General features: G+C 68.1%; 24 protein-coding genes. 5 read left to right on the forward strand and 19 right to left on the reverse strand.

The window, feature by feature from the left end; translation table 11 throughout:
* Positions 1-136 precede the first annotated feature (136 nt).
* The 4 genes from H7X47_RS10045 to H7X47_RS10060 all read right to left on the reverse strand — a co-directional run bounded on the left by H7X47_RS10045 (position 137) and on the right by H7X47_RS10060 (position 5,215).
* Positions 137-667: a RodZ domain-containing protein gene (locus H7X47_RS10045; RefSeq protein ID WP_193368542.1), complete on the reverse strand. Its 531-nt coding sequence runs from the start codon at positions 665-667 to the stop codon at positions 137-139.
* 58 nt (positions 668-725) lie between these two features.
* Positions 726-1,517: a helix-turn-helix domain-containing protein gene (locus H7X47_RS10050; protein ID WP_193368543.1), complete on the reverse strand. Its 792-nt coding sequence runs from the start codon at positions 1,515-1,517 to the stop codon at positions 726-728.
* A gap of 152 nt (positions 1,518-1,669) precedes the next feature.
* Positions 1,670-3,952 (reverse strand): phosphoenolpyruvate--protein phosphotransferase, encoded by a 2,283-nt coding sequence (ptsP, locus tag H7X47_RS10055; RefSeq protein ID WP_193368544.1) that lies wholly within the window; start codon positions 3,950-3,952, stop codon positions 1,670-1,672.
* 42 nt (positions 3,953-3,994) lie between these two features.
* Complete coding sequence (locus H7X47_RS10060) at positions 3,995-5,215, reverse strand: aspartate kinase (RefSeq protein ID WP_193368545.1); 1,221 nt, start codon at positions 5,213-5,215, stop codon at positions 3,995-3,997.
* A 227-nt stretch (positions 5,216-5,442) separates the two neighbouring features.
* Between H7X47_RS10060 and ubiG the strand changes: the two genes are divergently transcribed.
* Positions 5,443-6,225, forward strand: coding sequence for a bifunctional 2-polyprenyl-6-hydroxyphenol methylase/3-demethylubiquinol 3-O-methyltransferase UbiG (gene ubiG / locus H7X47_RS10065; RefSeq protein WP_193368546.1), 783 nt, complete (start codon positions 5,443-5,445; stop codon positions 6,223-6,225).
* Between the two features lie 36 nt (positions 6,226-6,261).
* On the opposite strand, the gene H7X47_RS10070 is transcribed toward ubiG, so the two are convergent.
* The gene (locus H7X47_RS10070) at positions 6,262-6,750 is read right to left on the reverse strand and encodes a DUF1178 family protein (RefSeq protein ID WP_193368547.1); all 489 of its coding nucleotides are present in this window, start codon (positions 6,748-6,750) and stop codon (positions 6,262-6,264) included.
* Between the two features lie 70 nt (positions 6,751-6,820).
* Between H7X47_RS10070 and H7X47_RS10075 the strand changes: the two genes are divergently transcribed.
* Positions 6,821-7,423, forward strand: coding sequence for a class I SAM-dependent methyltransferase (locus H7X47_RS10075; protein WP_227010364.1), 603 nt, complete (start codon positions 6,821-6,823; stop codon positions 7,421-7,423).
* 6 nt (positions 7,424-7,429) lie between these two features.
* Here H7X47_RS10075 and grxC read toward each other — a convergent pair whose 3' ends face one another.
* A complete protein-coding gene (grxC, locus tag H7X47_RS10080; RefSeq protein ID WP_193368548.1) occupies positions 7,430-7,693 on the reverse strand; it encodes a glutaredoxin 3 in 264 nt (87 codons plus the stop codon).
* A gap of 113 nt (positions 7,694-7,806) precedes the next feature.
* Positions 7,807-8,745: a ComF family protein gene (locus H7X47_RS10085; RefSeq protein WP_227010365.1), complete on the reverse strand. Its 939-nt coding sequence runs from the start codon at positions 8,743-8,745 to the stop codon at positions 7,807-7,809.
* Here H7X47_RS10085 and H7X47_RS10090 point away from each other — a divergent pair.
* On the forward strand, positions 8,744-9,688 hold the full coding sequence (locus H7X47_RS10090) for a methyltransferase domain-containing protein (protein ID WP_193368549.1): 945 nt from the start codon (positions 8,744-8,746) through the stop codon (positions 9,686-9,688). The two genes, H7X47_RS10085 and H7X47_RS10090, sit on opposite strands and share 2 nt — an antisense overlap.
* A 33-nt stretch (positions 9,689-9,721) precedes the next feature.
* On the opposite strand, the gene H7X47_RS10095 is transcribed toward H7X47_RS10090, so the two are convergent.
* From H7X47_RS10095 to H7X47_RS10115, 5 genes are all read right to left on the reverse strand, one after another.
* Positions 9,722-9,946: a ribbon-helix-helix domain-containing protein gene (locus tag H7X47_RS10095; protein ID WP_437126575.1), complete on the reverse strand. Its 225-nt coding sequence runs from the start codon at positions 9,944-9,946 to the stop codon at positions 9,722-9,724.
* Between the two features lie 210 nt (positions 9,947-10,156).
* On the reverse strand, positions 10,157-10,549 hold the full coding sequence (gene mutT / locus H7X47_RS10100; protein ID WP_437126579.1) for an 8-oxo-dGTP diphosphatase MutT: 393 nt from the start codon (positions 10,547-10,549) through the stop codon (positions 10,157-10,159).
* Positions 10,550-10,620: 71 nt separating this feature from the next.
* The gene (argJ, locus tag H7X47_RS10105) at positions 10,621-11,853 is read right to left on the reverse strand and encodes a bifunctional glutamate N-acetyltransferase/amino-acid acetyltransferase ArgJ (protein ID WP_193368552.1); all 1,233 of its coding nucleotides are present in this window, start codon (positions 11,851-11,853) and stop codon (positions 10,621-10,623) included.
* Between the two features lie 66 nt (positions 11,854-11,919).
* Positions 11,920-12,915 (reverse strand): peptidylprolyl isomerase, encoded by a 996-nt coding sequence (locus H7X47_RS10110; RefSeq protein ID WP_193368553.1) that lies wholly within the window; start codon positions 12,913-12,915, stop codon positions 11,920-11,922.
* Positions 12,916-13,037: 122 nt separating this feature from the next.
* Positions 13,038-13,970 (reverse strand): peptidylprolyl isomerase, encoded by a 933-nt coding sequence (locus tag H7X47_RS10115; RefSeq protein WP_193368554.1) that lies wholly within the window; start codon positions 13,968-13,970, stop codon positions 13,038-13,040.
* Positions 13,971-14,291: 321 nt separating this feature from the next.
* Here H7X47_RS10115 and secA point away from each other — a divergent pair, with 321 nt between their 5' ends.
* Complete coding sequence (gene secA, locus H7X47_RS10120) at positions 14,292-17,027, forward strand: preprotein translocase subunit SecA (protein ID WP_193368555.1); 2,736 nt, start codon at positions 14,292-14,294, stop codon at positions 17,025-17,027.
* Between the two features lie 137 nt (positions 17,028-17,164).
* Here the strand turns inward: secA and acdA are convergent, their stop codons facing one another.
* Positions 17,165-18,373, reverse strand: coding sequence for a 3-sulfinopropanoyl-CoA desulfinase (acdA, locus tag H7X47_RS10125; RefSeq protein WP_193368556.1), 1,209 nt, complete (start codon positions 18,371-18,373; stop codon positions 17,165-17,167).
* Between the two features lie 189 nt (positions 18,374-18,562).
* Here acdA and H7X47_RS10130 point away from each other — a divergent pair, with 189 nt between their 5' ends.
* Positions 18,563-18,904 (forward strand): GYD domain-containing protein, encoded by a 342-nt coding sequence (locus H7X47_RS10130; protein WP_193368557.1) that lies wholly within the window; start codon positions 18,563-18,565, stop codon positions 18,902-18,904.
* 9 nt (positions 18,905-18,913) lie between these two features.
* Here the strand turns inward: H7X47_RS10130 and H7X47_RS10135 are convergent, their stop codons facing one another.
* From H7X47_RS10135 to H7X47_RS10160, 6 genes are all read right to left on the reverse strand, one after another.
* Complete coding sequence (locus H7X47_RS10135; protein WP_193368558.1) at positions 18,914-19,903, reverse strand: ABC transporter ATP-binding protein; 990 nt, start codon at positions 19,901-19,903, stop codon at positions 18,914-18,916.
* Positions 19,900-20,898: an ABC transporter ATP-binding protein gene (locus H7X47_RS10140; protein WP_193368559.1), complete on the reverse strand. Its 999-nt coding sequence runs from the start codon at positions 20,896-20,898 to the stop codon at positions 19,900-19,902. The genes H7X47_RS10135 and H7X47_RS10140 overlap by 4 nt, the downstream gene beginning before the upstream one ends.
* 1 nt (position 20,899) lies before the next feature.
* Positions 20,900-21,799 carry an ABC transporter permease subunit gene (locus H7X47_RS10145; RefSeq protein ID WP_193368560.1) on the reverse strand — a complete coding sequence of 300 codons (900 nt, stop codon included), beginning with the start codon at positions 21,797-21,799 and terminating at the stop codon, positions 20,900-20,902.
* Entirely contained in the window at positions 21,799-22,722 is a 924-nt protein-coding gene (gene oppB, locus H7X47_RS10150) for an oligopeptide ABC transporter permease OppB (protein WP_193368561.1), read from the reverse strand. The genes H7X47_RS10145 and oppB overlap by 1 nt, the downstream gene beginning before the upstream one ends.
* Positions 22,723-22,805: 83 nt before the next feature.
* A complete protein-coding gene (locus H7X47_RS10155; RefSeq protein WP_193368562.1) occupies positions 22,806-24,389 on the reverse strand; it encodes a peptide ABC transporter substrate-binding protein in 1,584 nt (527 codons plus the stop codon).
* A 271-nt stretch (positions 24,390-24,660) separates the two neighbouring features.
* Complete coding sequence (locus H7X47_RS10160) at positions 24,661-25,617, reverse strand: acetyl-CoA carboxylase carboxyltransferase subunit alpha (RefSeq protein WP_193368563.1); 957 nt, start codon at positions 25,615-25,617, stop codon at positions 24,661-24,663.
* Positions 25,618-25,810 lie beyond the last annotated feature (193 nt).

Consider the following 25,810-nt stretch of genomic DNA (forward strand, 5'->3'; position numbering starts at 1 on the left):
CGCCCCGGTTGGCACCTGAGCGCAACATGCGCCGAAACGCCGGAAACTTCAAGGCGGCAGCCGGAAATGACAGAGGCCGGCGCCCCGTTTCGGGGACCGGCCTCGGGTCCTTGGATTCGCCCGAAAGGGACGCCTGCTAGTTGCTCGCGCCGCCCAGCAGTGCTTCCGGATTCAGCGGGATATTGCGGCGGACGGCGCCGACCGGGCCCAGCGGGGCCAGGGCGCGGCCGTCGACCAGGATCTCCAGGCCGCCGGCGTTGCCGGTCAGCAGGGTCAGGTCGTCCTGATTGGGCACCTGGTAGGTGTCGCCCACCCGCAGCACGCGGGTCAGCAGCAGGGTGCCCTGGCGGTCACGGACCTGCACCCAGGCGTCCTGGCTGGCCTTGAGGACAATCCGGGCGTCGGCGTTCTCGGCGCCGTAGACCTGCGGCTCGTGGTTGGTGAGGAAGGCCGTCGCCGGGGTGCCGTTGTCCGGCGCCGCCGGAATCGCGTAGGGCTCGCTGCTCGCCGGAGTCTCGCCGGCCGCGGCCGGCGTTTCAGCCGCCTCAGGCGCTTCGGGGGCCGCCACGGCCACCTGCGGTGCGCTTTCCGCGGCGGCGCCTGAGATGTCGGCCGCCTGGGGGGCCGCCAGAGGGTCCGCCTGGGGAGCGGTCGGCTGCGTCACCATGCTGTCCGCGGCGATCGCCGGGGCGCTCTCTTCGGCGGCGGGCGGCGCCGCCGGGGTTTCAGGGGCCGGCGCGGCGCCTTCGGGTGCCGCCCGGGCCGGGGTTTCCTCGGCCGGGGTCGCCGTCGCGGCCGTTTCTGACGTATCGGAGGCCGGCGCCTCGGCCGGCAGGGCGGCGCTCTGCGTCGGCGTCTCGGCCGCCGGGGCCGCAGGGGCCGCCGGGGCCGGGGTCCCCTTGGCGGCGCCCGCGGTCTGCGCCGTGGCCCTGGGCGCGGGGGTCGCCGTCGACCAGTTCCTGCAGGCGCTCGGGCACCGGGGCGACCAGGTCGCCGAGGCTTTCGCCGTTGTTGGACAGGTAGAACCACACACCGTAAGCACCGGCGAACAGCAGCGCCGCCACCAGGAAGACCGCGCCGCCGGGCATCTTGCCCTCGGGCGCCGGGGTCGGGAAATGCAGCTTGGTCTGGCTGTCCAGGCCCTCGACCTCGCTCTTGAAGCGCTCGACCACCTGTTCGCCGTCCAGGCCGAGGTAGTCGGCATAGCTGCGCACGAAGCCGACCGCGTAGGTCGCGCCGGGCAGGTTCTCGTACTGGCCGCGCTCGATGGCGTCGAGGTAGGAATAGCGGATGCAGAGCACTTCGGCGATGGAGCGCAGGTCCTGGCCGACCTGCTGGCGTGCCCGGATCAGGGTATCCGACACGCTTTCGCCCTGGAATTCCTGCTTGATGGCGATCTCAGGCGCGTCTTCCCGCTCGACCAGCTTGGGTTCCCCCAGTTTGGGTTCACCCTGCGTCGGTTCCCCGAGCTTGGGCTCTTCGCGCTTACGTTCGCTCTTCTTCAACGGGTGTGCCACGGGTTCTCACAAGTTCCGGACTGGGGACTGCGCCAAATCTGTGATCAGGCGCCAATTTTTTGGCGCGTCGAGACCGCTACGCGCTTGGCAGTCGTCTTCGCCGGCACTGCATGCCTGAACATTAACAATTTTCTCTCTGCCGCAGCAACGCGTTAGATCGGGATGTCGCGATCCGATGCGTAAGACCTTAACTTCTCCCGAATACTGTGATCCGGCAAAGTTAATAATTGCTTTATGGAGTCCTGCAGCGGCTCAACTTCCAGGGCGCGCACCATGGTCTTTACCTGGTCGACGGCCTGGGGCGCCATGGAGAGGCGGCGCACGCCGCAACCGATCAGCGCCATGGCCTCCACCGGGTGGCCGGCCATCTCCCCACAGGCAGTCAGCGGCACGCCGTGTTCGGCAGCCTGCTGGGCGATATTGCGCACGAAGGTCAGCACCGCCGGCGACAGTGTGTCATAGCGCCGGGCCAACCGCGGGTTGTTGCGGTCGGCGGCGAAGAGAAACTGCACCAGGTCGTTGGTGCCCAGCGAGACGAAGTCGCAGCGCGGCAGCAGCTGCGGCAGTTGCAGGGCCAGCGCCGGCACCTCCAGCATGGCGCCGATCTTGATTTCCGCCGGCAGGCGGTCGCCGAAGGCCTTTTCGCGGTCGATCTCGCGCTGCAGCAGCTCCTTGGCCGCCTCGAACTCGGCGACATCGCTGACCATGGGGAACATGACCGAAAGGCTGCGCCCGGCCGCCGCATGCAGCAGGGCGCGCAGCTGACGGCGCAGCAGCGCCGGGCGGTCGAGGCCGATACGGATGGCGCGCCAGCCCATGGCCGGGTTGTCCTCGTCGTGGCCGCGCCAGTAAGGCAGCACCTTGTCGCCGCCCACGTCGAGGGTGCGAAAGACCACGGTCTTACCCTCGGCCGCGTCCAGGATGCGGCTGTAGATATCGGTCTGGGTGGGCACGTCGGGAAAGGAGTCGCGGATCATGAAGGGCACTTCGGTGCGGTAGAGCCCGATGCCCTCGGCGCCGCCCTCCTCCAGGTGCGGCAGGTCGATCATCAGGCCGGCATTGATCAGCAGCGTGATGTCGACGCCGTCGCGCGAGACCGAGGGCAGGTCGCGCACCGCGCGAAAGGCTTCCTTCTGGCGTTCCTTGGCGGCCATGCTCTCGACGAAGCCGGCGCGCACGGCTTCGCTGGGACGCAGCAGCACCTGCCCGGTCTCTCCGTCGACGATGATCTGGTCGCCCTCGCGCACCTCCGTAGTGATGCCGGCGCAGCGCCCGATCATGGGGATCTGCAGGGCGCGAGCGACGATGGCGACGTGGGAGGTCGGCGCCCCATGCTCCAGGACCACCGCGCGCAGGCGGCTCGGGTCGTAGTCCAGCAGTTCGGCCGGCCCCAGGTCTGCGGCGATCAGCACCATGTCATCCGGCAGCTCTTCTTCGCGCTGCCGCTCGTCGAGGCGCAGCAGGTGATGCAGCAGGCGGTTGCCCAGGTCGTCCAGGTCGGCCAGGCGCGCGCGCAGATAGGGGTCCTTGATGGCGGCCATGCGCGCGCGGGTTTCGTTCTGGATCTTCTGCACCGCCGCCTCGGCGGTCAGGCCGCCGCGCACGGCGTCGTGCATGCGCCTGAGCCAGCCGCGGTCGTCGGCAAACATACGATAGGTCTCCAGCACCTCGCGGTGCTCGCCGTCGCGCGCCACCTCGCTGCGCGCCAGCATGACGTCCAGGGCGTCGCGCATCTCGCCCAGGGCGTCGTCCAGGCGCGTCAGCTCGGCATCCGGATCCTCGGCCACCACCTGGGTGATGACGATGCCGCGCTGATGCGGCACGGCGGTGCCGATGGCCAGGCCCTCGTTCAGCACCATGCCGCTGAGCCGGCCCGGCATGGCGCCGCCCTCGCCGCCCGGCGTGGCGGCGGTGAGGTCCAGCAGACGGTCGCCGGCCAGCAGCTCGGCCAGGACCATGGCCACGGTTTCCAGCGCCTCGACCTCTTCCTCGGTGTAGTTGCGCTGAGTGCGGTTCTGCACCACCAGCACGCCGAGCAGCCGCCCGCCGCGCATGATCGGCACGCCCATGAGGGACTGGTAGACCTCTTCACCGGTCTCCGGGAAGTAGGCGAAGTTGGGGTGACTCTGGGCGTCGGCCAGGGCGACGGGGCGCGCCTGCGCGGCGATGAGGCCGACCAGGCCCTGGTTGACCCGGATCCGCAGCTTGTGCACGGCGGCCGGCTTCAGGCCCTTGGTGGCGAAGAGTTCCAGCACCTCGCCGCTGCGCATCACGTAGATGGAGCAGACCTCGGCGACGATATCCTGGGCGATCAGGTCGACGACCTTGTCCAGACGCACCTGGCTGGAGCCGCCGCCCTTCATCAGATCGCGCAGCAGCCGCAGCAAGCGGCGCGATCCCGCCCAGCCGTGATCCGTGCCTGTCGGGCCCGTCATGATCCGGTCCCCCGGCGTTTCCGCCGTGTTGCGTGAGGCGTTCTAGGCCGCATCCAGGCCGTAGGCGGTGTGGAGACCGCGCAACGCCAGTTCGGTGTATTCCTCGGCGATCAGCACCGAGACCTTGATTTCGGAGGTGGAGATCACCTGGATATTGATACCGCGTTCGGCCAGTGCCGTGAACATCTGCTGGGCGACGCCCGCGTGGCTGCGCATGCCCACGCCGATGACGGAAACCTTCACCACATTGGGATCGGACAACAGCTGGTCGAAACCGAGCTCCGCCTGGCGGTCGCGCAGCACCTGCTCGGCGCGCCCCAGGTCGGCCCGGCTGACCGTGAAGGTCAGGTCGGTACGCTCGGTCTCGGCCGAGACGTTCTGCACGATCATGTCGACGTTGATGGCCGCCTGTGACAGCGGGCCGAAGATCTTGGCGGCGACGCCCGGCTGGTCCGGCACGCGCAGCAGCGTGATCTTGGCTTCGTCGCGGCTGTAGGCGATGCCGGATACAAGGGCTTGTTCCACGATCTCATCCTCGTCGACGACTAGGGTTCCGGGAGAATCTTCAAAGCTGGACACCACCTGAACCCGCACGTGGTGCTTCATGGCCATCTCGACGGAGCGGGTCTGCAGGACCTTGGCCCCCTGGGAGGCCATTTCCAGCATTTCCTCGTAGGTGATTCTATCCAGCTTGCGGGCCTTGGCAACGATGCGCGGGTCGGTGGTGTAGACGCCGTCCACATCGGTGTAGATATCACAGCGCTCCGCCTGCAGGGCCGCCGCCAGCGCGACCGCCGAGGTGTCCGAGCCGCCGCGGCCCAGCGTGGTGATGCGGCCCTGGGGGTCGATGCCCTGGAAGCCGGCGACCACGGCCACCTGGCCCTCGCCGAAGCGGCGCACCATGTCCTGCACGTCGATTTCCTCGATGCGCGCGGAGCCGTGGGAATCATCGGTGCGGATCGGGATCTGCCAACCCATCCAGGAGCGCGCCGGCACCCCCATGGACTGCAGCACGACGGCCATGAGGCCGGAGGTCACCTGCTCGCCGGAGGAGACCACCACGTCGTATTCGCGCAGATCGGCGAGGTTGGCGGCGTCGCTGACCAGCTGGACCATGGAATTGGTCACCCCGGCCATGGCGGAGACCACCACCGCAACCTCGTTGCCGCGCTCGACCTCCGCCTTCACGCGCGAGGCCGCGCGGCGGATGCGCTCCAGATCGGCAACCGAAGTGCCCCCGAACTTCATCACAATACGGGCCATGGTCGTCCCAGCCGTCTTGCCCCCGAAATGCTGCGAGATAGAGTCCCTCGGATAGGGCGGATCTCAGCGTCCCCGTCCGGGCTTCGGCGCCTAGCCTTGGCGGTTGCCCGAAAAGCGGCGGCTATCCATACTCGCAGCGATGCCGCAGTGCAAGAGCAAGGCGGGTTTCGGCCGCCCGCGACGGGTGCAGGACGCAGGATCGAGGCACAGGTTTGAGGCAGGGAAGCATGGGTGAGACGGAACGACAGCCTGGCGCCGGCGCGGCGAGCGTCGATGCGGAGGAGATCGCCAAGTTTTCCGCCATGGCGGAGGCCTGGTGGGACCCGGAGGGCAAGTTTCGCCCGCTGCACCGCTTCAACCCGGTGCGCCTGGCCTTCATCCGTGACCGGCTCTGCGCCCATTTCGGGCGCGATCCCCTGGCCGAGAACCCCCTCAAAGGCCTGAAGCTGCTGGACGTGGGCTGCGGCGGCGGGCTGCTGTCGGAGCCGCTGGCCCGCCTGGGCGCTGAGGTCACCGGCCTGGACGCCGCCGAGAAGAACATCCGGATCGCCAGCCTGCACGCGGCGGAAGCGGGGCTGAACATCGATTACCGCCACGGCAGCGTCGAGGCCCTGGCGGAGAGCGGTGGGCGTTTCGACGCCGTCATGAACATGGAGGTGGTCGAGCACGTCGCCGACGTGGAGTCCTTCCTCAGCGCCTCGGCGGCCCTGGTGCGGCCCGGCGGCCTGATGATCCTGGCCACCCTGAACCGCACGCCGAAGGCCTTTCTGCTGGCCATCGTCGGGGCCGAGTATCTGCTGCGCTGGCTGCCGCGGGGGACCCACGACTGGCGCCGCTTTCTGCGCCCCTCGGAACTGGCCCGCGCCCTGCGCCAGGCCGACATGGAGGTCACGGAGATGACCGGCGTCGCCTACAATCCGCTGACCGACAGCTGGCGCCTGGCGCCGCGCGATCTGGACGTGAACTACATGCTGGTGGCCGCGCGCCCTGAGGCCGCAGGAAAGGGCTGAGGGCCTGGCAGACTTCGCCCCTGGGAGTTTTCCCTCTTAGGAGTTCTCTCGGGGCAGCCAGGGCACCCGCGCCACCTCGATGCCCTCGTCCTGCAATTCCTTGGCCTCGGCATCGGAGGTTTCGCCGTAGATCCCGTGCGGATCGCTTTCCCCGTAGTGGATCTTGCGTGCTTCCTCGGCGAACTGGTCGCCGACGTAGTCGCAGTTCTTCTCCACATGGTCGCGCAACTCGCGCAACATGCGGCGCAGCTCGCCGGCCTTCTCGCTGTCGGCCAGGGCCGCGGCGGCGGGACCGTTCTCCCGGGGCGACTCCTGCGGCGTTTCCTGGGCGCGGTCCGCCGGCTCGGCCTTGCCGCGCCGGCTCGTTACAACCGCCGGCGCCATCAGCGCCTTGGTCACTTTCCTGCTGCCGCAGACCGGGCAGACGACCTTGCCCGCCTCGGCCTGGGCGGTGAAGCTGGCGCTATCGGGAAACCACGCCTCGAAGACGTGGTCTTTACGGCATTTGAGGTCGTAGACGATCATTGCGATCCGGAAGTTCCCATCACAGGTCCGCCAAGGGGCCAATCAAGAACCCTTACAGGAAAGAAATAGGGTGAAACAGGCCGATAGTCAAAGCACCACGAAAGGCCCGGAAGGCGGGCAAAAACACCCGGGAAGCGGCGGTCCCTCGCCCTGGGTGCGGCGTTTCGCGCCCCTTGTGCCCGCTGGGGCGCCGGTCCTGGACCTGGCCTGCGGGGGCGGGCGGCACAGCCGACTGTTCCTGGAGCGCGGCCACCCGGTGCTGGCGGTCGACCGTGACCTCTCGCGCCTGGGCGCGCTGGCCGACGATCCGCGCCTGGAAGCCCTGACCTGCGACCTGGAGGGCGGCCCGCCGCCGAGCTTCCTCGAACGGCGCTTCGGCGGCATCGTGGTCACCAACTACCTCCACCGGCCGCTCTTCGGCCCGCTGGCGGCGGCGCTGGCCCCCGGCGGAGTGCTGATCTACGAAACCTTCGCCAAGGGCAACGAGCGCTTCGGCAAGCCGAGCAACCCGCACTTCCTGCTGTATGCCGGCGAACTGCTGGAAGCCTTCCAGGGCCGCCTGGACGTCATCGCTTACGAGAACGTGGTTGTCGAACAGCCCAAAGCCGCGGCGGTGCAGCGGCTCTGCGCGCGAGCCCCGGCGGAAGAAGAGGAAACGGAAGCTGGGGAATAGGGGCGCTCAGGCGCCGGGCTGCAGCAGCGCGTCGAGCTTGTGGCTGGACTCCAGGGCGAAGAGCTCGTCACAGCCGCCGATGTGGCGGTCATCGATGAAGATCTGCGGCACCGAGGTGCGCCCGCCGCTGCGCGCGACCATCTCGGAGCGGCGCTTGGGGTTCACCATCACGTCGATCTCGGTGAATTCCGCGCCCTTCTGCTCCAGCAGCTTCTTCGCCCGGTAGCAGAAGCCGCAGAGCATGCTCGAATAGATCTCAACCTTCGCCATGGTGTCCTGGTACCCATCCCATCGACTGACCCGGCCCCGCAAAGGGGCCCAAGGGGAGAAGATGGTGTCGCCCCCCGCGCTTGTCCAGACCGGGCCTTGTTCAGGGCGCCCGCTCAATCCCGCAGCGCCCGGGCCAGCAGCAGCACGTCGACGGCCGCCGCCCCGGCCTTCAAGGCGGCGCGGCTGCAGGCCGCGACCGTCGCGCCGGTGGTCATCACGTCGTCGACCAGCAGCAGGCGGCGGCCCTTCAACAGCTTCGCGCGGCGCGGGTTCACCGCGAAGGCGCCGGCCACGTTGCGCTGGCGTTCACTGCGGGTGAGGCGCCCCTGGCTGGGCGTCGCCCGGCGGCGCAGCAGCAGGTCCGGGACCTCCGGCAGGCCCTGGCGCCGCGCCAGGGCCCGCGCCAGCAGGGCCGCCTGGTTGTAGCGCCGGGAAAACAGGCGGCGCCAATGCAGCGGCACCGGCGCCACGACCTCCGCCGCCGCCATCAGGTCGCGGCCGCTGCGCGCCATCCAGGCGGCGTAGGGCGCGGCCGCCTCGGTGCGATCCCCGTGCTTGAAGCCCAGCAGCAGCGGCCGGCTGCCCTCGTCGTAGCGCATCACCGCGCGGGCCCGCTCGAAAGGCGGCGGTTCGGCCAGGCAGGCGCCGCACGCCAGGCCGCCCCCCTCGGCACTGCCCGCCGTCCCGTCACCCGCCGTCTCGTCACCCGCCGTCTCGTCATAGGCGAAAGGCAGCCCGCAGCGCCGGCACTGCGGCTCGGCCAGGAAGGTGATGCCCGACCAGCAGGCCGGGCAGAGCGCGCCCTGGTTCTCGACCAGGTCGCCGCAGCCCAGGCAGCGCGGCGGCAGCACCAGGTCGAGGGCGCGCACCACGGGGCGCAGCAGGGGGAAGCGCGGCCCCGGCGCCTGCCCGCGCGGCGGCGCTTCTGTCGCAATCGTCTGCTTGATCCCCCACATCCCGCGATGGTGGCCGAGCCCTGGTCGCCGGTCAATCTGCGGTGTTGCCGGGTGGAGCCTTTCCGCAGACGGCCCGGCGCGCCATAGTGCGGCCATGAGCGACAGCCTCTCCAATGCCTCGCCGGAGATCTTCGACCGCGCCAGCCTGCGCCGCCACCGCGAGCGGGCCGCGGCCGCGATCGGCGAGCACGATTTCCTGATCCGCGAGGTGGCCGAGCGCCTGCTCGACCGGCTGCAGGACATTCGCCGCCGCTTCCCCCTGGCGCTGGACCTGGGCTGCCACCACGGCGTGGTCGCCGAACTGCTGGCCGGATACCCGGCGGGCCTGGGCGGCATCGAGACCCTGGTCCAGGCCGACCTCTCCCCGGCCATGGCCCGCCTGGCCGCGGCGCGCGCGCCCAGCCTGGTCGCCGACGAAGAGGCCCTGCCCTTCGCCGAGGGCTCCCTGGACCTCGTCCTCTCGGTGCTCAGCCTGCACTGGGTGAACGACCTGCCGGGCACGCTGCTGCAGATCGCCCGCATGCTGAAGCCGGACGGCCTGTTCCTCGCCGCGATGATCGGCGGTGAGAGCCTGAAGGAGCTGCGCGCGGCGCTGATGCAGGCCGAAAGCGAGGTCGAGGGCGGCGTCTCGCCGCGCGTCTCGCCCTTCGCCGACCTGCGCGACCTGGGCGGCCTGCTGCAGCGCGCCGGCTTCGCCCTGCCGGTCGCCGACATGGACAGCATCACCGTCACCTATCCCACGGCGCTTAAGCTGATGGGCGACCTGCGCGGCATGGGGGAGAGCGGCGCCGACCGCAACCGGCGGCGCGGCTTCAGCCGGCGCGAAACCCTGCTGCGCGCCGCCGCGCTGTACCAGGAGCGCCACGCGGACAGCGAGGGGCGTATCCCCGCCACCTTTGAGATTCTCTACCTGACCGGCTGGACGCCCCACGCTTCCCAGCAGCGCCCGCTCGCCCCGGGCAGCGCGCAGGCGCGCCTGGCCGAGGCGCTGGACAGCGCGGAACTGCCGAGCGGCGACAAGGCCGACCCGAAGCGCTGATTCACCCTCCGTCCGCGCCCGCGCGAAAACCGGTCAGCCGTGACCGTCGCTCTTGCCGCTGTTGCCACTGTTGTGGTTGCGGCGCTGCAAGGCCAGGGCGTGGCCTTCCTCGGTCGCCGCGTCACGGAAATAGTTGAGGATGTAGACCCGCACGCCGGCGGTGAGCCCGGACTGGTCACGCTCCTTGTCCACCTGGGCACAGATGTCGTGCAGGCTGCGCCCTTCCCGAGTGCAGATCTCGGTCAGTGCGTCCCACATCTCTGGTTCCAGGCGGATGCTCGTTCGCCGATCCGCGAGTGTAATATTGCGGCTAATAAGCGTAGACACGAGACACTTGAGCAATCACATAAAAATATTGAGCAGAAACTTGCACTGAACATTCTACCCGCCAGCAACCGCCAGTAGCAAGTTTTCTCGTTTCGCTCACGGAAATGTCGCAGAAGGCAACGGCGCCAGGGCCGGGCCGTGTTACAGCAGGTCGCGCAGCAGGGCGACCAGCGGCACGTCGGCCGGGGGCATGTCGTAGTCGCTGAGCCGCGCCGGCCTCACCCAGGCCAGCGCCTGTCCCTCGCGGCCGTGCGGCTGGCCCTCCCACTTGCGGCAGGCGAAGAGCGGCATCAGCAGGTGGAAGTCGTCATAGGCGTGGGAAGCGAAGGCGATGGGCGCGAGGCAGCTTTGCCGCGTGTCGATTCCCAGCTCTTCGTGCAGTTCGCGCACCAGCGCGGCTTCCGGGGTCTCGCCCTCGGCCACCTTGCCGCCGGGAAACTCCCAGAGGCCGGCCATGGAACGGCCTTCCGGGCGCTGGGCGATCAGCACCCGGCCGTCGATGTCCACCAGCGCCGCCGCGGCGACCAGCAGAATCGGCCTGGCCGGCGCGGCGCGTTCGTCGGCCTGCCAGCATCCGGCGTCGTCCGCTGCCTCGTTCACGGCGCTCAGCTCCGGTAGTCGGCGTTGATCGAGATGTAGCCGTGGGTCAGGTCGCAGGTCCAGACCGTGGCCCGGCCGCGGCCGATGCCGATGTCCACATCGATGTCGATGTCGCTGCCCTTCATGTGGGCGGCCACCGGCGCCTCGTCGTAGCCGGGCACAACTTCGCCGGCCTCGGCGACCTGCACGCCGCCGATGGCGATCGACAGGCGGTCGCGGTCGGCGCGCTCGCCGGACTTGCCCACGGCCATGACGATACGCCCCCAGTTGGCATCCTCGCCGGCGATGGCCGTCTTCACCAGCGGCGAATTGCCGATCGCCAGCCCGATGCGCCGGGCCGCGCCCTGCGAGGCGGCGCCACGCACGTTGATGGTGATGAACTTGCTGGCACCCTCGCCGTCGCGCACCACCTGCTGGGCGAGGTCGCGCAGCAGGTCCTCCAAGGCCCGGCGGAAATCGGCCAGGCGCGGATCGCGCGGATCACTGATGCGCGGATGCTTCGCCTTGCCGGTGGCGCCGAGCAGCAGGGTGTCGCTGGTCGAGGTGTCGCCGTCGACGGTAATGCAGTTGAAGGTCCTGTCCGCCGCCTGGCGCAGCAGGGCCTGCAGCACCGGGCCCGGCAGGCGCGCGTCGGTGAAGGCGAAGGAGAGCATGGTGCCCATGTCCGGCGCGATCATGCCGGAGCCCTTGGCGATGCCCGCCAGCGTCACCGGATTGCCGCCGATTTCCGCCTTGCGCAGCGCACCCTTGGGATAGGTGTCGGTGGTCATGATCGCCCGCGCCGCGGTCTTCCAGCCGTCGGCCTTCAGCTTTTTTGGCAGGCCCCTCACGGTCTTGATGATGCGCTCGGTGGGCAGCGGCTCGCCGATCACGCCGGTGGAGGCCGCCAGCACGTCCTGCGGCCGGCACCCCAGGGCGCCGGCAACCGCCTGGACCACCCGCTTGACCGAGGTCTCCCCGGTCTTGCCGGTGAAGGCGTTGGCGTTGCCGGAGTTGACGATGACAGCACGGGCGCGGCCGTGGGGCAGCTGCGCCCGGCACCACTCCACCGGCGCCGAGGCGGTCTTGGAACGGGTGAGGACGCCGGCGACCGTGCTGCCCGGATCCAGCACCATGAGGCAGACGTCCGGCCGCCCCCTGTACTTTACGCCGCAGGCGGCCGTCGCAAACTGCAGGCCGTCGATCTCCGGCAGGCCCGGAAAGCGCTTCGGCGCAAGGGGAGAGACCTCTAAAGCCATGGCAAAGCTTCCCGGCAGGTCGTCGCAGGCATCTTCAGCATCCCTGGTCGGTTGGGTTGGGCCGGCCTAGTTGTTCTCCGGCGCGGGATCGGTATCGGCCTCGCCGCCGCCCTGCGGCGTCGCCTCTTCCTCCGGCTGGCCGAAGAGGACCTCGATCTCGGCACCCTCGCGCAGCTCGGCGATGACCGCCGCGGCGGCCTCCTGGGAAAGCTGGTCGCGCAGCTCACCCTCGACGGCCTCCTTGGTCGGCGGCTCGGTCATGGAGCTCTCTTCCAGCAGAATGACGTGGAAGCCGAACTGGGTCTTCACCGGTTCCTTTGAATAGGTGCCGACCTCCATGCCGAAGGCGGCGTCGGAGAACTCGGGCACCATCTGGCCCTCTTGGAAGGGCGGCAGCTCGCCGCCGTTGGCGCCGCTCGGCCCGGTCGACTTCTCCTTGGCCAGTTCCGCGAAATCGGCGCCGCCGTCCAGCTCGGTGATGACCGCCTTGGCCTCGTCCTCGGTCTCCACCAGGATGTGGCGCGCTTTCAGCTCACGCTGCGGCGGGTTCTCCTCCAGGTACTTCTGGTAGGCCGTCTCCAGCTTGTCGTCGGTCACCTGCTCGTCGATGGCGCGCTGCAGGTAAGTCTGGCCGACGATGAGGTCCTCGACCTTGCCGAGCTGGCTCATCACCTCGGCGTCCTGGGCCAGTCCGGCCTTGTGGCCGGCCTGGGTCGCCAGTTCGTTGTTCACCACCTGCTCCAGGATCTGCGGCATCAGCATCTGGGCCTGGGCCTGCAGCTGCGGGGGCAGCCGCTGGAGGAAGGCGACGAGGTCGGACTCGTAAAGGTTCTGGCCGTTGACGATGGCGATGGGATCGCCTTCATCGCCGGCGCCTTCGCCCTCGGCGGCCATCTGGCTCTCTTCGGACTCCGCGGCGGCCTCCGGCTCGTTCATGGAAGATCCGGCCATGCCCGGCCCGGTCATGCCAGATTTGGCCAGGTAGGTCTGGATGCCATAGCCCCCGGCGGCCCCTACCAGCAGGGCGACGACCACGGCGACGACGGAAGACGATTTAGACATGAAAAAATTCTCCTTGAAGGGCCGCGTACCCCGGCGGCCCGATGAACAACGGCCCGACTATGCTTTTTTTGCGGAAACTTCCACGGGCTCGAATTCTCTCTCGCAGACTGCGGGGCGGCGGCTCATTGGGCGCTTCCCGCCCCGGACGTGCCGTCCTCGGGAAACATCTCAACAGAGGCCTCGCGGCGCAGGCTGAAGACCAGCTGGTCGACGGCTTCTTTCCTAGCCTCTTCGCGCAGTTTGTCCTGCATGTCCAGAAAGGAAGGAATGTTATCGGCGCGCCGGTCGACCAGCAGGATGACGTGCCAGCCGAATTCGGTGCGCACCGGCGCGGCGGTGTACTCGCCGGGCTCCAGCGCCAGGGCGGCCGCGGCGAAAGCCGGCGCCATGCGGCTGGGATGGAAATAGCCCAGGTCGCCGCCGCGCGCGGCCGAGGCTCCTGTGGACAGTTCCTTGGCCAGGGAGATGAAGACTTCGCCCTGGTTCAGGCGGGCGATGACTTCCTCGGCCGTTTCCTCGCTCTCGACCAGAATGTGCCGGGCGCGGATCTCCTGGTCGCCGCGCCGCGCCGCCACCAGGGCGTCGTAACGCGCCCGCAGGTCGGCGGTGGAGACCTTCTCGTTCAGATAGCGCTCCAGCAGGACACTCGACAGGACCCGGTCCTCGAAGCTCGCCAGGCGCTCGCGGACGACGGGATCGTCGCGCAGGCCCTCGGCCCGCGCCGCGTCGGCCAGCAGGCGCAGGTCGACCAGGCGGTCGAGCAGGGCCGGAAAGACCGACTCGATCTGATCGCGGTAGCGCGGCGGCAGGTCCTGGGCCGAGGCCACCACCTCCGCCCAGCGGATGCCGTGCCCGTTGACCCGCGCCACCACGGGATTCTGCGCGTTCATTTCCTTCAGCGCGTCCTTCAGGCGGGCGACCTCGGCCTCGGAGGCCTCGCCTTCGCCGCCCGGCGTTGGCAGGGTCAGCGGCAGGGGATCGCCCCCTTCCTGCGCCTGCAGCGGCCGGCCCGCGGCCCCCGCGATCAGCACCGAAAGCAGGGTCGGCAGCAGCACGGCCGCAGCGCGGCCACGGCGCCTGAAAAGGCCGGAAATCCGGGGCCTCTGCGCAAAAGGGGAAATCCTCTGGGGTCTGCGACGCGCCATGGCTACGCATCATGCACGGCGCGGGCCATATCACAAGGGTTCGCAAGGGGGCGGCGGGGGCGGATCCAGGCGTTCCGGCGCCTGCCGGCGCATCGACCCCGGGTAGAGCGCGGGCGGCCCCGGGCGACACCCCCGGGAGCATCGTTGACAGCCTGAAGCCGGGGCCCTATGTGTCACACCACGTAAAAAAGGGGGCTCCGGCCGCCACTCACCAAATCGTAAGGATCTCGCATGTTCGGCGTGCTCGCCAAGCGGCTCTTTGGGTCTGCGAACGACCGCTTCCTGAAGGGTCTGAACCCCACGGTGACGGCGATCAACGCCCTGGAGCCGCAGCTCCAGGAACTGAGCGACGAGGCCCTGCGCGCCCGCACCGCCGAGCTGCGCGGCCGCCTGGCCCAGGGCGAGCGCCTGGACGACATCCTTCCCGACGCCTTCGCCACGGTGCGCGAGGCCGCCAAGCGGACCCTCGGCCAGCGCCACTACGACGTCCAGCTGGTCGGCGGCATGGTGCTGCACCAGGGCAAGATCGCCGAGATGAAGACCGGCGAAGGCAAGACCCTGGTGGCCACCCTGGCGGTCTACCTCAACGCGCTCTCCGGCAAGGGCGTCCACGTGGTCACGGTGAACGACTACCTGGCCAAGCGCGACGCCGAGTGGATGGGCCAGATCTACCGCTTCCTGGGCCTCACCACCGGCTGCATCGTCCACGGCCTGAGCGAGGACGAGCGCCGCGCCGCCTACGCCGCCGACGTGACCTACGGCACCAACAACGAGTTCGGCTTCGACTATCTGCGCGACAACATGAAGTTCCGCCTGGAGGACCTGGTCCAGCGGGAGTTCAACTTCGCCATCGTCGACGAGGTCGACTCGATCCTGATCGACGAGGCCCGCACGCCGCTGATCATCTCCGGCCCGGCCGAGGACTCCTCGGAGGCCTATATCGCCGTCAACAAGCTGATCCCCAGCCTGACGGAGGAAGACTTCGAGAAGGACGAGAAGGCGCGCTCCGTGACCTTTACCGAAGTCGGCGCCGAGCACATGGAAGAGCTGCTGCGCGAGGCCGGCCATATCGAAGAGGGCGGCCTCTTCGACATCCAGAACGTCAGCCTGCTGCACCACGCCAACCAGGCGCTGCGCGCCCACAAGCTGTTCGGCCGCGACACCGACTACATCGTCAAGGACGACAAGGTCGTCATCATCGACGAATTCACCGGACGCATGATGGAAGGGCGTCGCTACTCCGAAGGCCTGCACCAGGCCCTGGAAGCCAAGGAAGGCGTGACCATCCAGCAGGAAAACCAGACGCTGGCCTCCATCACCTTCCAGAACTACTTCCGCCTCTATCCCAAGCTGGCCGGCATGACCGGCACGGCCATGACCGAGGCGGGCGAGTTCCTGGAGACCTATAACCTGGAAGTCATCGAGATCCCGACCAACGTCGAGGTCGTCCGCGAGGACTCCGACGACGAGGTCTACCGCACCGCCAAGGAAAAATACCAGGCGATCCTTGAGCAGATCCGCGACTGCCAGGAGCGCGGCCAGCCGATCCTGGTCGGCACGGTCTCGATCGAGAAGTCGGAGCTGCTCGCCGAGATGCTGAAGAAGGCAGGCATCAAGCACCAGGTGCTCAACGCCCGCTTCCACGAGCAGGAAGCCTTCATCATCGCCCAGGCCGGCGTGCCCGGCGCCGTCACCATCGCCACCAACATGGCCGGCCGCGGCACCGACATCCAGCTGGGCGGCAACCTGGAAATGCGCATTGCGCAGGAAGCCGCGCACATCGAGGACGAAGCCGCCCGCGAAAAGAAGATCACCGAGATCGAGGCCGAGATCGCCGCCGCCAGGCAGCAGGCGCTGACCGCCGGCGGCCTCTACATCGTCGGCAGCGAGCGCCACGAGAGCCGGCGCATCGACAACCAGCTGCGCGGCCGTGCCGGCCGCCAGGGCGACCCCGGCGCCTCCAAGTTCTTCCTTTCCCTGGAAGACGACCTGATGCGCATCTTCGGCTCCGAGCGCATGGACTCCATGCTGCAGAAGCTGGGCCTGCAGGAGGGCGAGGCCATCGTCCACCCCTGGGTCAACAAGGCCCTGGAAAAGGCGCAGCAGAAGGTCGAGGCCCGCCACTTCGAAGGCCGCAAATACCTGCTGAAGTACGACGACGTCATGAACGACCAGCGCAAGGTGGTCTTCGAGCAGCGCAAGGACCTGATGCGCGCCGACGACGTGCAGGAAACCGTCGAGGAGATGCGCGCCGACGTCATCGATGCCCTGGTCAGCCGCTTCATTCCGGCCCAGGCCTATTCCGAGCAGTGGCAGGTCGACTCGCTGCACGAAGAGGTGCTGCGTCTCTTCGGCCTGGACCTGCCGATCCGGGACTGGGCCAAGGAAGAGGGCATCGCCGACCAGGAGATCAAGGAGCGCATCGCCAGCACGGTGAAGCAGCGCATGGCGGCCAAGACCGCCAACTTCGGCCCCGAGGTCATGCGCGGCCTGGAAAAGCAGATCCTGCTGCTGGTGCTGGACCGCCAGTGGAAGGACCACCTGCTGTCCCTCGACCACCTGCGCCAGGGCGTGCAGCTGCGCGCCTACGGCCAGCGCGACCCGCTGATCGAGTACAAGCGCGAGGCCTTCGACCTCTTCGAGAGCATGCTGGCCGAGGTGCGCGAGGAGACCATAAGCCTGCTGAGCCGCGTCGAGCTGCGCCCACAGGAGCCCATCGACGTGCCGCGCCCGCAGCAGGAAATGCACGAAGGCCGCCAGGACGTCGCCATGGCGACGGCGGGCGCCGGGGCCGAGCCGGCGGAAGCGCCGCAGCCGCGCGCCGTGGCCCAGCCGACCACCAGCCGCGCCGCCGCCGCCGAGATCGATCCCCGCGACCCCTCCACCTGGGGCAAGGTCTCGCGCAACGCCGTCTGCCCCTGCGGCTCCGGCAAGAAATACAAGCACTGCCACGGCAAGCTGGGCTGAAGGCTTAGCCTACCCTCATTCCCAGACATAATTGTCACCCTCGGGCTTGACCCGAGGGTCCATGGTGCCGCCTCCACGAGCCGGTCCTTCATGGAAATGGATGCTCGGGTCAAGCCCGAGCATGACGGCTTGTGCGGCTACTCCCCCGCCCGCGGCAGGTTCAGGTAGCCGTCGCGCGTCTGCGGCAGTTTGCGCTCCAGGATGCGCGAGGCGATGACCGTGCGCAGGATCTGCGCGGTGCCGCCGCCGATGGTGAACATGCGCGCGTCGCGCACCATGCGCTCCAGCGGATTGTTGCGCGAGTAGCCGGCGGCGCCGAAGACCTGCAGGGCGTCGTTGGTGACCTTGATCGCCATCTCCGAGGCGAAGACCTTGGCCTGCGCCGCCTCCAGCACGTCGGGGAAACCCTTGCCGCAGTCGGCGGCCTTGTGGATCAGGGCGCGGGCGGCGGCGAGCTGCGTCGCCATGTCGGCCAGCATCCACTGCAGACCCTGGAATTCGGCGATCGGGCGGCCGAACTGCTCGCGCTTGCCCGCGTAGGCCAGGGCCTGCTCGTAGGCGCCCTGGGCGATGCCGAGGGCCACGGTGGCCGCGCCGACGCGCTGGGCGTTGTAGGCGGACATGAGCGCGCCGAAGCCGCGGCTGAGACCCTGCGGCGGCATCAGCAGCCTGTCCTCCGGGATCTCCAGGTCCTCGAAGAGGATCTCGGTCTCGGGAATACCGCGCAGGCCCATGGTGGGCTCGCGCTTTCCGATGCGCAGGCCCTTGGGCGTGCCCTTTTCCGGATCGCGCAGCGCGATGAAGCCGCCGATGCCCTGCTCGACCCCGTCCTCGAAGACACGGGCGAAGATCAGGTGCAGCTGCGAGACGCCGCCGCCGGTGATCCAGTGCTTGCCGCCGTTGAGGATATAGCGGTCGCCCTTCTTGTCGGCCCGCGTGGTCATCTCGGTCGCGGCGCTACCGGCGCCGGGTTCGGTGATGCAGATCGCCGGCTTGTCGCCGGAGAGCACCTGTTTCGCCGCGATCTGCTTCTGCGCTTCGCTGCCGTAGGCCATGATGGCGCTGACCGCGCCCATGTTGGCCTCCACCGCGATGCGCCCGGTGACGCCGCAGACCCGCGCCATCTCCTCGATGACCAGGGCCACCTCCAGGAAGCCGAGGCCCGGGCCGCCGTAGTCCTTCGGGATGGTCATGCCGAAGAAGCCGGCCTCGCGCAGGGCCCGGCAGTTGTCCCAGGGATAGGCCTCCTCGCGGTCGACCTCCGCCGCGCGCGGGGCGATCACCGCCTCGGCCAGTTCCCGCGCCTTTTCCCGGATGCCTTCCTGCGCCTCAGTCAGCCGTGTCATGGCGACTCTTCCCTCCCGTTGCATTTTGCAGGAAGTATCCGGGCCGGAGTGGGGGCCGGTCAAGCCGCCGCCACGCTTTGGCCTAGCTGCGCGGTTTCCGCTGTGGGCCGCGCCGCGCCGGTGCTAACCTCTAGAACGTCGGTTCGCAAACCATCTGGTTCTGATCGGGACAAGGTCGGGAGAGAACAGATGACGATCTACATCACACAAGGCCATTACAGCCGCGAAGCGATCAGAGGCATGGTCGCAAAGCCAGAGGACCGAGCAGAAGCTGTCGCCGGTCTGGTCAAGGCCGCGGGCGGCAAGCTGCTCAACTACTACGTCACCTTCGGCGAGTACGATTTCCTGGTGGTCATGGAGAGCGACAAGAACCTCACCGACCTCATGTCGGTACTCTTCGTGGCGGCCGCGACCGGCGGCGTCACCGATCTGCACACTACGGTCGCGGTGACCTCGAAGGAAGCGACCAAGGCCATGAAGCAGGCCAAGAAGATCCAGGGCGGCTTCAAAGCCGCGGGGCAAGCGGCCTGAAAAGGTCGCTCACTCGCGCCAGTGGTGGCAGGCGACCTTATGCAGGTCGCCGCTGCCGTCTTCCTCCAGCGGCGGGGCCTGCTGCGCGCAGAGCTCCGTCGCCCTGGGACAGCGGGTGCGGAAGACGCAGCCCGAAGGCGGCGCCAGCGGCGAGGGCAGGTCGCCCTGCAGCACCAGGCGCTGCTTCGCCTGCTCCTTGTCCGGGTCGGGGATCGGCACGGCGGAGATGAGCGCCTGGGTGTAGGGGTGGCGCGCGCGCGAGTAGATCGCCTCGCGGTCGGCGATCTCCATCACCTTGCCCAGGTAGAGCACCATGATGCGGTGGCTGATGTGGCGCACCACGGAGAGGTCGTGGCTGATGAAGATCAGCGTCAGGCCGAATTCCCGCTGCAGGCGCATCAAGAGGTTCACGATCTGCGCCTGGATGGAGACGTCGAGGGCCGAGACCGGCTCGTCGCAGACGATCAGCTTCGGTCCCAGCACCATGGCCCGGGCGATGCCGATGCGCTGGCACTGGCCGCCGGAGAACTCGTGCGGGTAGCGGTTGATCATCTGCGGCAAGAGGCCGACCTTGGCCATCATGTCCTTCACCCGCGCTTTTACCGCCTGGCGGCCCAGGCCCGGCTCGAAGGTGCGCAGCGGCTCGGCGATGATCTCGCCCACGGTCATGCGCGGGTTGAGGCTGGCCAGGGGATCCTGAAAGATGATCTGCATGTCCTGGCGCCGGGCCCGCATCGCCTTGGGATCCAGCGCGGCGAGGTCGTCGCCCAGCCAGACGGCACGTCCGGCGGTCGGCTCGATGAGGCGCAGGATGGCGCGGCCCAAGGTCGACTTGCCGCAGCCCGACTCCCCGACGATGCCCAGGGTCTCGCCGGCCTGGAGGTCGAAGCTGACCCCGTCCACCGCCTTCAGCGGCCGGTAGCGCCCGACGAAGATGCCGCCGACGCGCATCTGGAAGTGGACCTTCAGGTCGTCGACCGACAGCAGGGTCTCGCTCATGCCGGCTCCCCTTCTTTCAGGCGTTTTCCTTCCAGGCGTTCCAGATGGCAGGCCTTGGCGCGGCCTTCCCCGAAGGACTGCAAGGCGGGCTCTCGGCTGCGGCAGGCCTCGAAGACGTAAGGGCAGCGCTCCTGGTAGGCGCAGCCGGTCGGCAGGGCCTGCAGGTTCGGCGGCTGGCCGGGAATGGTGGAAAGCTGGGTGGCCCCGGCCTCGTCGAGGCGCGGCGTGGAGTTCAGCAGGCCCAGGCTGTAGGGGTGCTGCGGCCGGTAGAAGATATCGCGCACCCCGCCGGTCTCCACCACCCGGCCAGCGTACATCACCATGACCCGGTCGCAGAGCCCGGCGACCACGCCCAGGTCGTGGGTGATCATGATGATGGCGGTGTTGAAGTCACGCTTCAGGTCGGCCATGAGGTCCAGGATCTGCGCCTGGATGGTCACGTCCAGCGCCGTGGTCGGCTCGTCCGCGATCAGCAGGTCGGGCTCGCAGAGCAGCGCCATGGCGATCATCACGCGCTGGCGCATGCCCCCGGAGAACTCGTGCGGATAGAGATCGAAGCGATCCTTGGCCGAGGGAATGCCGACCCGGTCCAGCAGTTCGATGGACCGCCGCCGCGCCTCGGCCTCGCCGGCGCCCTTGTGCTCCACCAGCACCTCGGTCATCTGCTTGGAAATCCGCAGGTAAGGGTTCAGCGAGGTCATGGGATCCTGGAAGATCATCGACAGGGTGACGCCGCGGATCTTGTTCAGCTCGCGGGACGGCAGGCCGAGAATCTCCTTGCCGCGGTAGCGCACGGAGCCCGTGGCCTGCCCGTTCTTGGCCAGGAGGCCCATGATGGAGAGGAAGATCTGCGTCTTGCCGGAGCCGGACTCGCCGACCACGCCGACGCTCTCGCCCGCCTCGATGTGAAAGGAGACATCGTTGACCGCGTGCACCTCGCCCTCCGGCGTGGCGAAGCGGGTGTCCAGGCTGCTGACCTCTAGGATGTTGCTCATCTCAGCGGTCCTTCGGATCGAGGGCGTCGCGCAGGCCGTCGCCGATGAAGTTGAAGGCGAAGAGCGTCACCGCCAGGAAGGCCGCCGGGAAGAACAGCATCCAGGGCGCGAACTCCATGACCTTGGCGCCTTCAGAGATCAGCACGCCCCAGGAGGTCAGCGGCTCCTGCACGCCCAGGCCCAGGAAGGAGAGGAAGGATTCCGTCAGGATCACCTGGGGGATGGTGAGCGTCATATAGACGATGACCGGCCCCAGCACATTGGGGATCACGTGACGGAAGATGATCTTGGTGTTGGAGACGCCGCCGGCCTGGGCCGCCTCGATGAACTCCTTGCGCTTCACCGAGATGGTCTGGCCGCGCACGATGCGCGCCATGGTCAGCCATTCCACCGCGCCCAGGGCGACGAAGATGAGGAAGATGTTACGCCCGAAGACCACCATCAGCATGATGACGAAGAACATGAAGGGCAGCGAATAGAGCACGTCGACGATGCGCATCATCAGGTTGTCGATACGCCCGCCCATGAAGCCGGCGATGGCCCCATAGGTCACGCCGATGACCAGGGAGACCGTGGTGGCCAGCAGGCCGACGGCCAGCGACACCCGGGCGCCGTAGAGCACGCGGATGAACATGTCGCGCCCGTTGCCGTCGGTGCCGAACCAGTGGGCGTTGGCGAAATCGGGGCCCGCCTGGATGCGGTCCCAGTAGATCTCGTCGTAGGGGTGCGGGCTCAACAGCGGCGCGAAGATCGCCATGACCGCGATGATGCCCAGCACCACGATGGAGACCACCGCCGCCTTGTTGCGCAGCAGGCGCGCCAGGGCGTCCTGCCACAGGCTGCGCCCCTTGACTTCCTCTAGGGCGGCCAGGCCGTCGCCGGGTGCCGTGGTGTGGATCATCAGCCGTACCTCACCTTGGGGTCGAGCACGGCGTAGAGCAGGTCGACCACCAGGTTGAGCAGCATGATCAGCACCGCGTAGACGATGACCACGCCCATCACCAGGGGGTAGTCGCGGTTCAGCGCCGCGTTGACGAAGTAGGTGCCGATGCCGGGCACGCCGAAGATGGTCTCGATGACCACCGAGCCGGTCATCACCGCCGCCGTGGCGGGCCCGAGGTAGGAGACCACCGGCATCATCGCGCCCTTCAGCGCATGGCGCACCACCACCAGCTGCTCGCGCAGGCCCTTGGCCCGGGCGGTGCGCACGAAGTTGGAATGCAGCACCTCGACCATGGAGCCGCGGGTCAGGCGCGCGACGTAGGCGATCTGCGGCAGGGCCAGGGCGACCACCGGCAGCACCTTGTAGCGCAGCTCGCCGCTGCCCCAGCCGGAGGTCGGCAGCAGGTCGAAATAGACGCCCAGCACCAGGGAAAGCAGCGGCGCCATGACGAAATTAGGCACGGCGATACCGATCATGGAGACCGACATGACCGAGAAGTCGGTGCCGCTGTTCTGGCGCAGGGCCGCCAGGGTACCGAAGCTGACACCGATGACGAGGGCCAGGAGGATGGCCGAGAAACCGAGCTCCATGGAGGCCGGGGCGCCGGAGGCGATGAGCTCGCCGACCGAGAAATCGCGGATCTTCAGCGAAGGCCCGAAGTCACCCTTGAGGATACGGCCCAGGTAGATGAGGTACTGCTCGACCAGCGGCTTGTCGAGATCGTAGGCGGCGTTGATGTTCTTCTCGATCTCCGGCGGCAGCGCGCGGTCCGAGTCGAAGGGCCCGCCCGGGGCCAGCCGCATCATGAAGAAGGCCACGGTGATGATGACGAAAAGCGTCGGCACCGCGGTCACGAGTCGTCTCAGCGCATAGGACAGCACCAGCAGACTCCCTTGGAAGAACGGCGAAGGGGACGGCGGACCCCCAGTCCAAGGATCCGCCGTCCATCTTCAGGAAGCTGCGATTACTGCTCCAGGTCCAGGAAGCGCGTCGGGTGCTTGTCCGGCGCGTTGTCGACCCAGCCGATCACCTTCGGCGAGATCAACTGCTTGGAGACGTAGTAGTAGATCGGCGCCACGGGCTGACCGTCCATGGCGACTGCCTCGGCCTCGCCCAGGATCTTGGCGCGCTGGCCCAGGTCCGAGACCGCTTCCGCCTCGGCCATCAGGCCGTCGAACTTCTCGTTGTTGAACTTCGAGTAGTTGATCGGCCCGCTCTTGCTCTCCATGAGGAAAAGGAAGTTCTGGGCGTCGTTGTAGTCGGCGATCCAGCCGGCGCGGGCGACCTGGAAATCACCCTGCTTCAGGTCGGCGTAGTGGATCTTGCCGTCGGTGTTGAACAGCTCTGCATTGACGCCGATCTGCTTCCACATGTTCTGCACCGCCACGGCAATGCGCTTGTGGTTCTCGGAGTTGTTGTAGCGCAGAGTGATGTTCAGCGGCTTGTCCGGGCCGTAGCCCGCATCGGTCAGCAGGGCCTTGGCCTCCTTTACCGCTTCGCCGTAGGACTTGCCTTTGAAGTCGGCGTACTTTGGCTCACCGTAGTTGCCGGTGCCCGGCGGCACGAAGCTGTAGGCCGGCAGCTCGCCGGTGCGCAGCACCTTGTCGGTGATGACTTCGCGGTTGATCGCCATGGAGAGCGCTTTGCGCACCCGGGCGTCGGTGAAGGGCTCCTTGTCGGAGCGGAAGACGTAGTAGTAGATGCCGGCATAGGGCGCGATGCGCAGGCTGTCGGCCATGTTCTCGCGCAGCCAGTCAATCTGCTCGGAGGCGATGTCGCGGGCAATGTCGATCTCGCCGGCACGAAAGCGCTTCTGCATCGCCGTGCGATCTTCCATGGCGTAGTAGATGACCTTGTCGATGGCGACGTTGTCGGCGTCATAGAACTTGTCGTTCTTGACCAGGGTGGCCTGCACCTTCGGCTGCCATTCGGTCAGGATGTAGGGACCGTTGACGACGATGTTCTCGGGCTTGGTCCAGTCGCGGCCGTACTTCTCGACCGCATGCTTGGGCACGGGGAAGGCGGTCTGGTGGGCAAGCTGTGCCAGGAAATAAGGCGCCGCTGCGGTGAGTTCCACACGCAGGGTCTGGTCGTCGACCGCCTCGACACCCAGGGCTTCGGGGCCGGCCTTGCCGGTATTCAGGTCCTCGGCGCCCTTTACGATGTAGAGCAGCGAGGCGTATTCGGCGCCGGTGTCGGGCGCCAGCAGGCGGCGCCAGGCATAGACGAAGTCGCCGGCTGTCACCGGCGTGCCGTCGGACCAGACGTGGTCGCGGATCTTGAAGGTGTAGGTCTTGCCGTCTTCGCTGATGGTCCAGCTTTCCGCGGCCCCGGGGATCGGTTGGCCGTCCTGGCCGTAGGTCAGCAGGCCGATGATCATGTCGTCGGAGAGGCGGCTGGTCTGCACCGTGGAGATGTAGTGCGGGTCCATGGACTGCGGTTCGCCGTCGTTGCCGACCCGCAGGACCTTTTCGGCCTGCGCGCCGCCGGTGAGCGCCACGGCCAAGCCGAAGCCCAGCGCGGCGCGTCTAAAGTTCTTGAGAAGCATCTTTTGAGTTCTCCCGTTCCGTTTATGAAAAGCCTCCCCCACCTGCGGGCTGGCCGCGGCATTCCAGTCTTGTTGCGCAGGTGGTCCGTCTATTAGTCCCCCTTCGCCGGTGTGATTCAAGAGCCATGCTGTGCCAAATTGCGACGAAGGGTTGCGGCGCGCGTGCCCCGGACCGGCGGCCCGGGGAGAAAGGCCGCGATTCCGGCTTCGGCGGCTGCGATCGCCGCAACGCTCTGCAATTTGGTGGGGAGAAGCCTCCGGGCGGAGAGGCTCAGCCGAGGCCCTTCTGGCCCATATCCAGGAATTTCTGGCGGCGGGCCTGTTTCAACTGCAGGCCGTTGTCGCGGACCAGCTCGCGCAGGCCTGCCTCCAGCTTGTCGCCGACGCCCTTGATGGTCATCTTGGCCGCGCGGTGGGCGCCGCCCAGGGGTTCCGGGATGATGTCGTCGATGACGCCCAGGCGTAAGAGGTCCTGGGCCGTCAGCCGCAGGGCCTCCGCGGCCTCCTGCGCCTGCTCGCCGGAGCGCCAGAGGATCGAGGCGCAGCCTTCCGGCGAGATCACCGAGTAGATCGAGTGTTCCAGCATGTAGACGCGGTTGGCCGCGGCCAGCGCGATGGCGCCGCCGGAGCCGCCTTCGCCGATGATCACCGACAGCAGCGGCACCTCGACGTTCAGGCAAACCTCGATGGAACGGGCGATGGCCTCGGCCTGGCCGCGCTCCTCGGCGCCGATGCCGGGATAGGCGCCGGCGGTGTCGACCAGGGTGATGACCGGCAGGCCGAAGCGCTCGGCCATGCGCATCAGGCGCTGCGCCTTGCGGTAGCCCTCGGGCCGGGCCATGCCGAAGTTGTGCTTCACGCGCGAATTGAGGTCGGCGCCCTTCTCGTGGCCGATGACCATGACCGAATAGCCGCGGAAGCGGCCCAGACCGCCGACGATGGCGTGATCCTCGCCGAACAGGCGGTCGCCGGCCATCGGCGTGAAGTCCTCGAACAGGGCCGAGATGTAGTGCTGGAAATGCGGGCGGTCGGGGTGGCGGGCCACCTGGGTCTTCTGCCAGGCGGAAAGCTTGCCGTAGGTCTGGCGCAGCAGGCGGTCGACCTTGCCCTGCAGCTTTTCGACCTCGTCGGCGATGTTGATCTCCCCGTCGTCGGAGAGATGCCGCAGTTCTTCGATTTTGCCTTCGAGCTCGGCGATCGGCTTTTCGAAGTCGAGAAAATTGTGCATGGGCCTCTATCTAACACAGCATTTCGCGTCTGGCACGCCTAACTGTCGCCCGAAAATGTAGGGCGCGAGGCGGCCGGCGAAACCCTTTGCCGCAATTTTTCTCCGGAATCAAGCGAGGCAAATCAAGTGAGGCCGATCACGACGGCCGAACGGAAAAGCCGGCGGCTCCCCCAACGCAGAGGGGACCGCCGGC

It is taken from the genome of Pelagibius marinus (assembly GCF_014925385.1).
GTDB lineage: Bacteria > Pseudomonadota > Alphaproteobacteria > Kiloniellales > Kiloniellaceae > Pelagibius > Pelagibius marinus.

Excerpts from the sequence above, each read along its gene's own strand:
- H7X47_RS10130 (WP_193368557.1), top strand. The coding sequence starts at position 18,563 with ATGACGATCTACATCACACAAGGCCATTACAGCCGCGAAGCGATCAGA.
- H7X47_RS10070 (WP_193368547.1), bottom strand. The coding sequence starts at position 6,750 with ATGATCGTCTACGACCTCAAATGCCGTAAAGACCACGTCTTCGAGGCG.
- grxC (WP_193368548.1), bottom strand. The coding sequence starts at position 7,693 with ATGGCGAAGGTTGAGATCTATTCGAGCATGCTCTGCGGCTTCTGCTAC.
- H7X47_RS10140 (WP_193368559.1), bottom strand. The coding sequence starts at position 20,898 with ATGAGCAACATCCTAGAGGTCAGCAGCCTGGACACCCGCTTCGCCACG.
- H7X47_RS10085 (WP_227010365.1), bottom strand. The coding sequence starts at position 8,745 with ATGGCCGCACTATGGCGCGCCGGGCCGTCTGCGGAAAGGCTCCACCCG.
- acdA (WP_193368556.1), bottom strand. The coding sequence starts at position 18,373 with ATGACACGGCTGACTGAGGCGCAGGAAGGCATCCGGGAAAAGGCGCGG.
- H7X47_RS10135 (WP_193368558.1), bottom strand. The coding sequence starts at position 19,903 with ATGAGCGAGACCCTGCTGTCGGTCGACGACCTGAAGGTCCACTTCCAG.
- H7X47_RS10145 (WP_193368560.1), bottom strand. The coding sequence starts at position 21,799 with ATGATCCACACCACGGCACCCGGCGACGGCCTGGCCGCCCTAGAGGAA.
- H7X47_RS10095 (WP_437126575.1), bottom strand. The coding sequence starts at position 9,946 with ATGTGGGACGCACTGACCGAGATCTGCACTCGGGAAGGGCGCAGCCTG.
- H7X47_RS10045 (WP_193368542.1), bottom strand. The coding sequence starts at position 667 with ATGGTGACGCAGCCGACCGCTCCCCAGGCGGACCCTCTGGCGGCCCCC.
- H7X47_RS10160 (WP_193368563.1), bottom strand. The coding sequence starts at position 25,617 with ATGCACAATTTTCTCGACTTCGAAAAGCCGATCGCCGAGCTCGAAGGC.
- ptsP (WP_193368544.1), bottom strand. The coding sequence starts at position 3,952 with ATGACGGGCCCGACAGGCACGGATCACGGCTGGGCGGGATCGCGCCGC.
- secA (WP_193368555.1), top strand. The coding sequence starts at position 14,292 with ATGTTCGGCGTGCTCGCCAAGCGGCTCTTTGGGTCTGCGAACGACCGC.
- H7X47_RS10110 (WP_193368553.1), bottom strand. The coding sequence starts at position 12,915 with ATGTCTAAATCGTCTTCCGTCGTCGCCGTGGTCGTCGCCCTGCTGGTA.
- argJ (WP_193368552.1), bottom strand. The coding sequence starts at position 11,853 with ATGGCTTTAGAGGTCTCTCCCCTTGCGCCGAAGCGCTTTCCGGGCCTG.
- H7X47_RS10090 (WP_193368549.1), top strand. The coding sequence starts at position 8,744 with ATGAGCGACAGCCTCTCCAATGCCTCGCCGGAGATCTTCGACCGCGCC.
- ubiG (WP_193368546.1), top strand. The coding sequence starts at position 5,443 with ATGGGTGAGACGGAACGACAGCCTGGCGCCGGCGCGGCGAGCGTCGAT.
- H7X47_RS10155 (WP_193368562.1), bottom strand. The coding sequence starts at position 24,389 with ATGCTTCTCAAGAACTTTAGACGCGCCGCGCTGGGCTTCGGCTTGGCC.
- H7X47_RS10060 (WP_193368545.1), bottom strand. The coding sequence starts at position 5,215 with ATGGCCCGTATTGTGATGAAGTTCGGGGGCACTTCGGTTGCCGATCTG.